The organism is Streptomyces coryli, assembly GCF_011044975.1.
Classification (GTDB): Bacteria; Actinomycetota; Actinomycetes; order Streptomycetales; family Streptomycetaceae; genus Streptomyces; species Streptomyces coryli.
Window position 1 is genome coordinate 1 of sequence record NZ_JAAKZV010000245.1, and the last position, 11,829, is coordinate 11,829.

The following is an 11,829-nucleotide window of genomic DNA, read 5'->3' on the forward strand; positions in this document are numbered from 1 at the left end:
CGATCGCCTCGCGGATGCGGGAGCGCAGCGCCGCGTCATGCGCCCCCTCCGCCACCACCGCCATCAGAGACGTCCGCGCCTCAGGGCGCGACAGCAGCGCCGCGAACTGCAGCACCACACCTCGGACATCCGCCTCCAGGCTCCCCAGATCCGGCAGCGTCAGCTCCTCGAAGAGCGCCGCCACCGCCTCCACGACCAGCTCGTTCTTGCCCGGCCAGCGGCGGTACAGGGTGGTCTTCGCGACGCCCGCCCGCGCCGCCACGTCGCTCATCGTCAGGCCGGACCAGCCGAGTTCGACGAGCGCGGCACGTGTGGCGTCCAGGATGGCGCGGTCCGCGGCGGCGCTGCGGGGGCGGCCGCTGCGGCGGGGCGGTGTGGGGGTGGTGCGGCTCATAACGGGGAACCCTACTCGGCAGTCACAAGCATCGGTTACGCTACTGGTCGTAGCGAAATGAGCGGCAACCGCGCGCCCGGGTGGGGACCCGGGCGTAACCCCTGACTCATGAGCTCTGAGCGAAAATGGGTCCGTGCCCCCAGCCAATCCACCGGGGGCGCGGGCCTGACCGCATCCGCATCGGGGAGTATGGACGCATGCAGCCACGCAGCAACATGTCCATGAGCGGAGCGGTCGACCTGGCCGCGGTGAAGGCGGCCGCGGAGGCCAAGGAGAAGGCCGAGCAGGCGCGGGCGGAACGGGCGAACAACCCGGAAGCCGCCGCGGCGTCCGCGGGGGCCCTCGTCATCGATGTCGACGAGGCGGGTTTCCAGGAGGAAGTCCTGCAGCGGTCCACCGAGGTGCCGGTGGTCATCGACTTCTGGGCCGAGTGGTGCGAGCCGTGCAAGCAGCTGAGCCCGATCCTCGAGGGCCTCGCCCAGGAGTACGCGGGCCGGTTCATTCTCGCCAAGATCGACGTCGACAAGAATCAGCTGCTCTTCCAGCAGTTCGGCGTGCAGGGCATCCCGGCGGTGTTCGCCGTCGTCGCCGGGCAGCCGGTGCCGCTGTTCCAGGGCGCGGCGCCCGCGGCGCAGATCCGGCAGGTCCTCGACCAGCTGATTCAGGCCGCCGAGCAGCAGTTCGGCATCGTCGGCACCCAGCAGGTGCCGATGGCCCCGGGGGAGGAGCCCCAGGAGGCTGTCGAGCCGGAAGGTCCGTACGACGGCGTGCTCGCCGCGGCGGGCGATGCCCTCGACAGCGGTGACCTCGGCGGCGCCATTCGCGCGTACGAGAACGTGCTCGCCGACGACCCGGGCAACACCGAGGCCACCCTGGGTCTCGCCCAGGCCCGGCTGCTCGAGCGGGTGCAGGGCCTCGATCCGCAGCAGGTGCGCAAGAACGCCGCCGACAATCCCGCCGATGCGCAGGCGCAGATCGCCGCCGCCGACCTGGATCTGGCCGGCGGTCATGTCGAGGACGCCTTCGGCCGGCTGGTCGAGACCGTCGGGCGGACCGCGGGCGACGACCGGCAGGCGGCGCGGGTCCGGCTGCTGGAGCTCTTCGAGGTCATCGGCGGTGACGACCCGCGGGTGGTGTCGGCGCGGTCGGCGCTCGCCCGGGTGCTCTTCTAAGGCAAAGACCTGCTCACCAGCTGATAACCATCGAGTAACGGCGGCCGCGGCTTTGCCAAATCTTGACCATCGCGGCCGCTGTTACTGCGGGTAATTGACGATCTGTCTAATGTCCGGATTGCGGTCCTTGATCCCGGGGATTTGCCGACTTTCACGGCGACCGTGAGTGCCGATTTTCCGCCTCTCGAACGCCTTCCCGACACCGTCGCGTTACTCGCAAGTAATGAACCCCTTGTGCGCCACCTCTCCCATGCACCACGATCGCCTGTGCTCGGACCTGCAACCGCAGCTCAGTCCCCAGCTGAGAGCCCGCGGAGCAGGAACCCCGCCGAGTGGCCGGAACCCACCGGGAACCGGTCAGGGGCAGGGGGGTCACCACCAGTAGGGCGGTGCCTGTCCTTTCCGGCCGCACGCCGTGCGGCCAGCGGTTGTCGCTCGGAGGTGAACGCCATGGGCGTCTCCTTCCGAGGACGTGAGCACTTCTCCCATCTCCGCACCCGGGACCCTTCCGCTCAGTCAGGGCGGGCCGGGGCGCGAGATGTACGTCCGAGAAGGAGGATGGGAATGGCGTCCCAGACGCGTGGCGGGACCAGGTGGAAGCGGTTCGCTGTGGTCATGGTGCCCAGCGTTGCCGCGACGGCAGCGATAGGCGTCGCGATGTCGCAGGGCGCACTTGCGGCGTCGTTCAGCGTGTCGGGCCAGCAGGCCAAGGTCACGGCCGGAAAGCTCGACGGCCAGGGCTTCGTCCAGTACGGCTCGTACGAGAAGAAGGTCGACGGGAAGAACGTCCCGGTGGCGGTGCTTGGCTTCAAGAACGCCAAGATCAACAACCTCTGCCAGTCGGTCGTCACCCCGGACGTGCCGCTGATCGGCACCGTGTCGCTGAAGCTGACCGCGGGCACCAAGGCCGGCAAGCCGGTCGAGGGCAAGAACCTCTACATCGACACGGCGGAGGCGGACGCCGACGCCACCTTCACCAACATCAACATCGGTGTGGCGGCGGGCAGCAGCTCCAAGGGCCCGGGCATCAGCCCCGGGGACCACACCAGCAAGGGCAGCTTCGCCCAGGAGGCCGACCGGGCCGTCTTCTCCGGTGCCAAGCAGAAGATCTGGGCCACCACGGCCGGGACCTTCAAGCTCAGCAACCTCAGCGTGCGCCTGCACAAGGGCGACAACGAGTGCTACTAGGCCCGCGAGGGCAGTAAGTAGCGCCTGACCCGGCCCGCGACCGGGCGGGCGGCGCGCACCCCGCAGGGGGCCGCCCCGCCCGCCCCGGCCACACCGACTTCCCGCGCGCACGCGGGTTCCAGGGAGCTGTTCTCCATGACCGACGAGTCTCCAGCGCTGCGTGAGCGCATCCGCGGCTGGCGGCTTGCGTTCCGCGGCTGGCGCGGCACCAGGCCGTTCTGGGCGGGACTGCTGACCATTCTGGGCGGCCTGCCGATCGCCTACTTCCCCTACGCCGACCTGAAGATCGGCCAGATGACCGTGCGGATGGCGACCACCGCCGGCGCCGGCGCGCTGATCATCGGGATCCTGCTGGTCACCCTCGGGCTGACCATGTGGTTCCACCAGGTCGTACGGGTCTTCGCCGGCGTGGCCTCGATCGTGCTGGCGCTGGTGTCCATCCCGATCTCCAACCTCGGCGGATTCCTGCTCGGATTCCTGCTGTCCATGAGCGGCGGCGCGCTTGCCATCGCGTGGGCGCCGGGCAAGGAGAGCGGCGAGGACCCGGCGGAGCCGGAGGGCCGCTCACCGCAGACCGAGCCGGACGACACCGCTCTCGATGACCTGCTCGGCCGTACGGACGCCGCCGGCGGCGACCCCTTCCCGCCGCTGGACGATGGCGGTCGTACGGTGAACGCGGTGGGAGGACGGCATCGTGGCTGACCAGCGCAGCGGGCCGCGGCACGCGGCCCCGAGGCGGTCGGTGCTGGCCAAGGCCAAGATGCCGGCCGGCAAGGCGATAGCGCTGGCGGCGATGCCGACGGCGGTGTTCACGATGATGACGCTGACGCCCAGGCTGGCGTCGGCCGAGGGCGCCCCCGACAAGGCGGCGTCCGCCAAGGACATCGAGAACCCCTTCTCCGGCGACGAGTGCGAACCGCAGGAGGACAAGAAGAAGGCGGACGCGAAGAAGGACGAGGAGAAGAAGCCCTCGCCCTCGCCGTCCGAGTCCTCCGCCAAGCCGAGCCCGTCGGAGGACGACAAGTCCGACGGCCTGCTGCCCAAGCCGGACGCCACCGGCGAGCAGGACGAGTCCAAGGCCGACGAGCCCGAGCCGGAGGCTTCGTCGTCCTCGTCCGAACCGGAGCCCGAGCCGTCGGAGTCGGAGTCCAAGAACCCGCTGGACCCGCTGGGTGTCGGCGACAAGATCAAGGACTTCTTCACCCCGGACGACAAGGAGTCGGCGACTCCCAGCCCGACCACCTCCTCGCCGGAGGCGGACGAGCCGGAGCCGAAGCCGACCTCCGAGTCGCCGGAGCCGAAGCCGGAGCCGACCGAGTCGTCCGAGCCGAAGGCCGACGAGTCGTCGAACCCGGCGAAGGACCTGCTGGACAAGGCGACCGAGAAGCCGAAGCCGGACGCTTCGGAGAAGGCCGACGGCAACCCCGAGAACGGCAAGGAGCCGTTCCCGTGCCCGACCCCCGACCCGAAGGCTCTCGCGGACGCGGATGTCGAGCAGGGCATCCCGCTGCTGTCGGACACGCCGTACACGCTCGACACGACCAAGCTGACGAACACCAACCAGGTCTACAAGGGCATCGTCAAGGTCCGTACGGCGAGCGGCAAGATCAAGCCGGTGATGAAGATCGAGTGCGACACGATCGACATCGAGAACATGAAGCAGGAGTTCAAGAACCCGGACGGCACCGTCGGCCACGTCGACGGCGGGCCCGGCACCACCTCCAAGTTCCGCGGCGGCAAGGTCACGCTGTACGTGGAGGAGTTGGAGGGCAAGCTCTTCGGGCTGATCCCGGTCAAGTTCAACGTGGATCTGCCGCTGCCGCCCATCCCGCTGCCGATCTCGATCGTCACGGACGCCAAGGTCACGCTGGCCGCGCAGTTCGGCGGCACGCTGACGGTGCCGGGGCTGCAGCAGTACAGCACGCCGAACTGAGGCTTTCTCCGGGAGCCGCACAACAGAACGCGGGTCCGACCCCAGGTTGCGGGGGCGGACCCGCGTTCTTTCGTACGTTCCTACGGCAACGCTCTTCGGCGTTCCGCCCTATGGTCACCGGGCCGCGCGCCGCCTAGCGTGCCTGGAGTGTCCTCGCCCCCGGACGGCCCGCTGCCGCCGCCCTTCGACGCCGTAGCCGCACGCCGGCTGCGCGAGGCCCTCGGCATGGGGCACGAGCATGTCGCGTACGGCATCCAGGCCGCGTACGGCCGCCGCGTCGACGCCCGTACGATCGCCGCCTGGGAGGCCGGGCACGGCGGCCCCACGCATGAGGAACTCGCCGCGCTCGCGGGCGCGCTGTGGTGCGCCCCCGCCGATCTGATGGGCGGGGAGAGCCGGCTGCGGGAGCACCGGATGGCGGCCGGTCTCGCCGTCGAGGACGTGGCCCGGCACATCGGCGTGGAGCCCGAGTCGTACGCCGCGATGGAGGCCAGCGGCGACTGGACCGGCACCGACCGGCAGGCGGCGGAGCTGGCCGGGCTGCTGCGGCTGCCGATCCCGGTGCTGCTGGAGATGACCGGCCGCACGGAGAAGCTCGCGGGCCTGCTGCGGGACGCGGCGACGACCCGCTGGCAGGCATACGTCCGCCAGGTCGCGAAGCTCGTCCCGCTGCCCAGGCACCGCATCGAGCAGGCGCTGCAGGGCCTGCACGAGGACTACCAGGGCGGCATGGTCAGCACCCTCAACTGGGGCTCCCCGGGCGGCGAACGGGCGCCGGAGTCGGGCGCGGGTGAGGAGTTCCTGACGCATGTGCTCGACCACTTCTGGGAGCGGGTCGGCTGAGGGCCGCAGGACCCTTCAGTTCCCCGCGAGCATCTCCACCAGCGCGCGCGGCGCGTCGTCGGCGAAGCACATCTCGACGCCGTCCGCCGACTCCTGCGCCTTCTCGGCGCTGCGCGGGAAGAGCGCCTCCTCGTAGACGGTGAGCGCCTTCTCCACCTCGCCGGGGCTGGCGGCGATGGCCTCGCCCAGCTCCGCGCCGTCCAGCATCGCGAGGTTGGCGCCCTCGCCGGCGAACGGCGACATCACGTGCGCGGCGTCGCCGAGCAGGGTCACGCCGGGGACGCGGTCCCAGCGGTGGCCGACGGGCAGGGCGTTGAGCTTCCGCGGTACGAGCGGGGTGTCGGAGTCGGCGATGAGCGCCCGCAGGCTGTCGTCCCAGCCCTCGAAGCGCGCCAGCACCGCTGTCTTCGCGGCCGCGGTGTCGGTGAAGTCGATGCCGTCGAGCCAGTCCTCGCCGGTCCGGACCGCGGTGTAGATGTGCAGGCTGCCGTCGCTCTCGCGGTGGGCGAACACGCCCTTGCGGTCGCTGACCGCCATGAGGGAGCCGCCGCCGGCGACGGCCGCGGAGCCCGGGTGCCGGGCGTCGGCGTCGTAGAGGTCGCTCTCGATGAAGGAGACGCCGGTGTACGCCGGCCAGGCGGCGGAGAGCAGCGGGCGGATCCGCGACCAGGCGCCGTCCGCGCCGACCAGGAGGTCGGTGGTGATCGTCTCGCCGTTGGCGAAGGTGACCTCGTGCCGCCCGGCCCCGAGCGGGCGGACGGCGGTGGCCTTGCGGCCCCAGCGGACGGTGCCCTCGGGGAGCGAGTCGAGGAGGAGGTCGCGCAGCTGTCCGCGCTCGACCTCGGGGCGGCCGCCTTCGCTCAGGTCCTCGTGGCGGATGGTGGCCCGCTTGTCCATGACGCGGGTGGCCTCGCCGCCGGGGAGGATCAGGGCGCGGAAGCCGTCGTAGAGCCCGGCCGCGCGGATCGCGACCTGGCCGTTCTCCTCGTGGATGTCGAGCATGCCGCCCTGGGTGCGGGCCTCGCGCCCGGCCTCCAGGTCGAAGACGGCCGCCTCGATGCCGTTCACGTGCAGCACGCGGGCGAGGGTCAGGCCGCCGAGGCCGGCGCCGATGATGGCTATGGGGTGGTGCGTGGGGGTGGTCATGAGGGCACCTGCCTTTCTGCTGCACGAATCGCGTTCGTAACGAATGGTGTTCGTTCACGGTAACGCGAACGAATGGTGTTCGTCAAAAACGGCATTCGTCAGCGGTCGCCGGAGACCCGCGCGATCCCCTCGATGACCACGTCCAGCGCCCAGTCCCAGCGCTCGCCGTGCCCGCTGAAGATCTGCTCACCGAGCGCGTGGATCCGCGGATAGTCGGTGGCGGACGCGTGCTCGTAGGTCTGCTTGACCTGCTCGATCACGTCACCCTGCTCCTCCCACGCGCTCTTCTCCGCGGCACTCGCGGTCACCTGGAGCAGCAGCAGATCCGCACCCCAGGCCCCGTCCCGCCCGGCCACGCCGGCCTCCGCCAGACAGTCGAGCAGCGTCTCGGTGAGCCGCAGCGCCCCCTTGCCGCGGGCCATGGTCGTCGACGCCAGCCGGGCCAGCCCCGGGCGGGACAGCAGCACGTCCTGGTACGAGCGCAGGACGGCCTTCAGGCGCTCCCGAGGCGGCCCGTCCGCACCCGCCGCCAGGTCCACCTCGCCCAGTGCGCGGTCCAGCACCAGGGCGCGCAGCTCGTCGAGGTTGGACACGTACACGTACAGGGATGCCGGACCGGTGTCGAGGGCCGTGGCGATCTTGCGCAGGCTCAAGCCCGGCAGCCCCTCGCTGCTCAGCAGGTCGAGGCCCGCGGAGACGATGGCCTCCTGGCTGAGCGGCGCCTTCGCCGGGCGGTCGCGCCGGCTGACCGGCGTACGGGCGGGCTTGCCTGGCGAATCTGGCATGGCGGCACCCTATCGGCACCGGTCAGCTACAACTCACCAGGTCACCGGCAGCGCCGCCGGCCCGCGGATCAGCGCACCCTTGCGGAACGGGACGTCCTCCGGCGCCATCGCCAGCCGCAGCGAGGCCGGGAAGCGGTCGAGCAGGGCGCCGATCAGCAGCTCGGACTCCAGCCGGGCCAGCAGGCTGCCGACGCAGTAGTGCGGGCCGTGGCCGAAGGCCAGGTGCGGGTTCGGCGTCCGGTCGAAGTCGATCTTCTCCGGCTCCGCGAAGACATCCGGGTCCCGGTTGGCGGCGGTGTAGGAGTTGTAGACGGCCTCGCCCGCCTTCACCGTCACCCCGCACACCTCGACGTCCTCCTTCGCCACCCGCGACAGGCCGACCGCGGCGTGGTGCGGGATGTAGCGCAGCAGCTCGTCGACGGCCCGCGGGCGGATCTCGGGCTCCCGGCGCAGCCGTTCGGCATGCTCGGGGTGGGTGAGCAGGATGTAGAGCATGTTGCCGCTGTTGTTGGTGACGGCCTCGCCGCCGATCTGGATCAGCATGGCGAGCCCGGTCGACTCCTCGGCGCTGATGTCGCCGCTGTCGATGGCGGCCGCGATGGAGGAGCACACGTCCTCCTCGCCGCTGCCCCGCCGGTCGGCGATGAGCTGCTTGAAGAAGGCGGCCATCTCGTGCTTCGCCCGCTCGCTGCGGTCGACGCCCTTGGACGACGAGAGGATGTCGTACGTCCAGTCGTGCACGGCCTGCTGGTCCTTCGCCGGTACGCCCATCACCTCGGAGATCACCGCGAGCGGGAACGGCATCAGCAGCCGCTCGGTCAGATCCGCCGGCGGCCCGTCCGCGAGCACCCCGTCCACCAGCTCGTCCAGCCGGGCCCGAGCCCGCTCCCGTACCCGCTCGACGCCCTTCCTGGTGAAGGCCGGGGCCACCGCGCGGCGCAGCCGGGTGTGGTCGGGCGGGTCGGCGAAGCCGACGGCGCCGGGGACCGGGATGAAGTGCGGGGCCAGCCGGGTGACGTCCGCCTCGACGACCCGCTCGCGGCTGAACCGGTCGTCGTTGGTCACCGCCTTCACGTCCTCGTAGCGGGTGACGAGCCAGGCCCAGCCGGTGCCGTTGGGCAGCTGGATGCGGGTGATCGGACCCTCGTGCATCAGGCTGCGCAGCACCGGGCTGAAGTCGACGCCGTGCAGGTCGAGGGCGGGCCAGAAGCGTACGGGCGGGCGGGTGTCCGTGGTGGTCTCCGCGGTCACGCGATCCACCTGCCCAGCGACATCTCCGCCGTGATCCCGGGGCCGAAGCCGGCGAGCATGCCCTTGCCCTCGTGCCGGGCGCTGCCCTCCTCGAAGAGGCGGCGGAGCGCGTCCAGGACGACGGCGCTGGCGATGTTGCCGTACTCGGTCAGCGTCGCCCGGCTGAAGCGGAAGGCGTCCGGCGGGACCTGGAGGAACTTGCTCAGGTCGTCCAGGATCCGCGGACCGCCCGCGTGGATGATGTAGAAGTCCAGGTCGGTGGCGTCCCAGCCGTGCTGACCCGCCAGCTCCTTCAGCGCCGGGGCCAGCGGCTCCATCGTGCCGGGCACCCGCTTGTCGAGCTGGAAGTGGAATCCGGTGGAGCGGACCGCGTACGAGATCCAGTCCTCGGTCTCGGGCACCAGGTACGAGCCGTTCAGCTCCAGGTCCATGCCGGTCCCGCCGCGGCCGCGCATCACGGCGGCGGCGATGCCGTCGCCGAAGAGGCCGTTGGAGAGCAGATTGCCGACGCCCAGATCGGTCGGCTGGTAGCAGAGCGAGCAGAACTCGCAGGACACGATCAGCACATTGGCCTCGGGATAGGCCTGGCAGAAGTCGTGCGCCCGGTTCACCGCGGCGCCGCCGGCCGCGCAGCCGAGCTGGGCGATCGGTATCTGCCGGGTGTGGCTGGGGAAGCCCATGGTGTTGATCAGCCACGCGGTCAGCGACGGCATCATGAAGCCGGTGCAGGACACGTAGATGATCGTGTCGATGTCGGCGGGCCTGAGCTCCGCCGCGTCCAGCGCCTCCCGTATCACCGCGGGGACGCGGGTCTTGGCCTCCGCCTCGTAGACGGCGTTGCGGTGCTCGAAGCCGGGGTGCTTCAGCGTCTCCTCGATGGGCTGCACGATGTGCCGCTGCTGGACCCCGGTGTTCTCTATCAGCCGCAGCGCCAAGTCCAGTTGTGGATGGTCCTCGTGGTGTCTGCGGGCGAGCTCGAGTGTCTCCTCCATGGTGATGACATGCTCCGGGACGGAGACGGCCGGTCTGCACAGAGTCGCCATGGTGGTGCGCCCTTCTCTCGCTTTGATCAAAGGTTCACCGACCGGAGAGGAGCGCGCAATCGATGCCGATAGGGGACGACTTAAGGTAATACGTAGGTAATGTGCTGGTTGCTCCTGATGGGCGGGGGTAAACCCGCGGTTCGGGCGGAGGCGGGTTATCACCCGACTGGCCGTACCAGGGACCCGAGCGGGTGCCTCCGTTCGGGTGGCCACCGCACGGTGGGTGGGCAAGCTACGTCACCCCCTCGTGGGGTGCGGGAGGTCCGCCATGACCGAAGTTGAAGACCCGAGCACCGCGATGGCCGCGAAGGCGGCGCAGACCGAGCCCCCGTCCGAGAAGCAGGTCAGGCTCGCCGAACTCGCCTGGATCCGGGACGAGGTCGTGCAGGGCCCGGCCCCCGGCTCGACCCAGGCGCAGCACGACCGCGGCAAGCTGACGGCCCGCGAGCGCATCGCGCTGCTGATGGACGACGACTCCTTCACGGAGATCGAGCCGCTGCGCCGGCACCGGGCGACCGGATTCGGGATGGAGAACAAGCGGCCGTACACGGATGGGGTGGTGACGGGGTGGGGCACTGTCGACGGCCGGACTGTGTTTGTTTACGCCCACGACTTCCGGATCTTCGGCGGTGCGCTGGGCGAGGCGCACGCGGAGAAGATCCACAAGGTGATGGACCTCGCGGAGGAAGCGGGGGCACCGCTGGTGGCGCTGTGCGACGGCGCGGGGGCGCGTATCCAGGAGGGGGTGACGGCGCTGGCGGGCTATGGGGGCATCTTCCGGCGGAACGCGGCGTCCTCCGGGGTGATACCGCAGATCAGCGTGATCCTGGGGCCGTGCGCGGGGGGCGCGGCGTACTCGCCGGCGTTGACGGATTTCGTGTTCATGGTCCGGGGGGTGTCGCAGATGTTCATCACCGGCCCGGATGTGGTCGAGGCCGTGACCGGCGCCCGGATGTCGCTGGAGGAGCTGGGCGGCGCCGATGTGCACTCGCGTACGTCCGGGGTGGCCGGATTCGCGTACGACGACGAGGAGACGTGCCTGGAGGACGTGCGCGTCCTGCTGTCCCTGCTGCCGTCGAACAACCGCGAGCTGCCGCCGGTGGTGGAGTGCGAGGACCCGGTCGACCGGGTCTGCGAGGGCTTGATCGATGTGGTGCCGGCGGATCCGGCGCAGGCGTACGACATGCGGGATGTGATCGAGGAGGTCGTCGACGACGGGGACTTCTTCGAGGTGCATGAGGGGTGGGCGGGGAACGTGGTCTGTGCGCTGGCGCGGATGGAGGGCCATGTGGTGGGGATCGTGGCGAGTCAGCCGCAGGCGCTGGCCGGGGTGCTGGACATCGAGGCGTCGGAGAAGGCGGCGCGGTTCGTGACGCTGTGCGATGCGTTCAACGTGCCGTTGCTGACGCTGGTCGATGTGCCGGGGTTTCTGCCGGGGGTCGAGCAGGAGCACGGCGGGATCATCCGGCATGGCGCGAAGCTGCTGTACGCGTACTGCAATGCGACGGTGCCGCGGATCTCGCTGGTGCTGCGGAAGGCGTACGGCGGGGCGTACATCGTGATGGATTCGCGGTCCATTGGGGCTGACTTGGCTTTTGCGTGGCCGACGAACGAGGTCGCGGTGATGGGGGCGGAGGGCGCGGCGAATGTCGTCTTCCGGCGGGAGATCGCGGAGTCCGATGATCCGGAGGCGGCGCGGGAGCGGCTGGTGGCGCAGTACCGGCAGGAGTTGATGCACCCGTATTACGCGGCTGAGCGGGGGCTGGTCGATGACGTCATCGATCCGGCGGAGACGCGGATGGTCTTGTGCCGGGCGCTGGCGATGCTGCGGTCGAAGCACTCTGAGCTGCCGTCGCGGAAGCATGGGAATCCGCCGGCGTGACGATGGCGCCTTACGGCGCCGGGAGGTGAATCTGCGATGGATACGGCAGACGCGCCGGATGCGATGTTCCGGGTCGTACGAGGGTGTCCTGATGCCGACGAGGTCGCTGCTGTGACGGCGGTGCTGACTGCTGTGGCGGGCCGTCGTGGTCGTCCTGCCGGGCGGGTGGTCCCGCGGCGGGCGGGGTGGGAC

12 protein-coding genes are annotated in these 11,829 nt (G+C 70.5%); 7 read left to right on the plus strand and 5 right to left on the minus strand.

Features of this window, described 5'->3' with window-relative positions:
* A partial coding sequence (locus G5C51_RS34310) for a TetR/AcrR family transcriptional regulator (protein WP_165243396.1) occupies positions 1–394 on the minus strand: 394 nt, incomplete at its 3' end.
* Positions 395–591: 197 nt separating this feature from the next.
* Between G5C51_RS34310 and G5C51_RS34315 the strand changes: the two genes are divergently transcribed.
* From G5C51_RS34315 to G5C51_RS34335, 5 genes are all read left to right on the plus strand, one after another.
* A complete protein-coding gene (locus G5C51_RS34315) occupies positions 592–1,566 on the plus strand; it encodes a tetratricopeptide repeat protein (RefSeq protein WP_165243397.1) in 975 nt (324 codons plus the stop codon).
* Between the two features lie 564 nt (positions 1,567–2,130).
* The gene (locus G5C51_RS34320) at positions 2,131–2,754 is read left to right on the plus strand and encodes a DUF6230 family protein (protein ID WP_165243398.1); all 624 of its coding nucleotides are present in this window, start codon (positions 2,131–2,133) and stop codon (positions 2,752–2,754) included.
* A 135-nt stretch (positions 2,755–2,889) separates the two neighbouring features.
* Entirely contained in the window at positions 2,890–3,456 is a 567-nt protein-coding gene (locus G5C51_RS34325) for a DUF6114 domain-containing protein (RefSeq protein WP_240930115.1), read from the plus strand.
* Complete coding sequence (locus G5C51_RS34330) at positions 3,449–4,687, plus strand: hypothetical protein (RefSeq protein WP_206314642.1); 1,239 nt, start codon at positions 3,449–3,451, stop codon at positions 4,685–4,687. Before G5C51_RS34325 ends, G5C51_RS34330 begins: the two co-directional genes overlap by 8 nt.
* 147 nt (positions 4,688–4,834) lie before the next feature.
* Entirely contained in the window at positions 4,835–5,530 is a 696-nt protein-coding gene (locus tag G5C51_RS34335; RefSeq protein ID WP_165243399.1) for a helix-turn-helix transcriptional regulator, read from the plus strand.
* Between the two features lie 15 nt (positions 5,531–5,545).
* Here the strand turns inward: G5C51_RS34335 and G5C51_RS34340 are convergent, their stop codons facing one another.
* The 4 genes from G5C51_RS34340 to G5C51_RS34355 all read right to left on the minus strand — a co-directional run bounded on the left by G5C51_RS34340 (position 5,546) and on the right by G5C51_RS34355 (position 9,755).
* Positions 5,546–6,676, minus strand: a complete 1,131-nt coding sequence (locus G5C51_RS34340; RefSeq protein WP_165243400.1) for an FAD-dependent oxidoreductase — start codon at positions 6,674–6,676, stop codon at positions 5,546–5,548.
* Positions 6,677–6,774: 98 nt separating this feature from the next.
* On the minus strand, positions 6,775–7,461 hold the full coding sequence (locus tag G5C51_RS34345; RefSeq protein ID WP_165243401.1) for a TetR/AcrR family transcriptional regulator: 687 nt from the start codon (positions 7,459–7,461) through the stop codon (positions 6,775–6,777).
* Positions 7,462–7,494: 33 nt separating this feature from the next.
* Positions 7,495–8,712 (minus strand): cytochrome P450, encoded by a 1,218-nt coding sequence (locus G5C51_RS34350; protein ID WP_165243402.1) that lies wholly within the window; start codon positions 8,710–8,712, stop codon positions 7,495–7,497.
* Positions 8,709–9,755, minus strand: coding sequence for a type III polyketide synthase (locus tag G5C51_RS34355; RefSeq protein WP_165243403.1), 1,047 nt, complete (start codon positions 9,753–9,755; stop codon positions 8,709–8,711). The genes G5C51_RS34350 and G5C51_RS34355 overlap by 4 nt, the downstream gene beginning before the upstream one ends.
* Positions 9,756–10,053: 298 nt before the next feature.
* Between G5C51_RS34355 and G5C51_RS34360 the strand changes: the two genes are divergently transcribed.
* Positions 10,054–11,637: an acyl-CoA carboxylase subunit beta gene (locus G5C51_RS34360; RefSeq protein ID WP_240930117.1), complete on the plus strand. Its 1,584-nt coding sequence runs from the start codon at positions 10,054–10,056 to the stop codon at positions 11,635–11,637.
* A 63-nt stretch (positions 11,638–11,700) separates the two neighbouring features.
* The coding region (locus G5C51_RS34365; RefSeq protein WP_165243406.1) for an acyl-CoA carboxylase subunit epsilon at positions 11,701–11,829 on the plus strand (129 nt) is incomplete at its 3' end.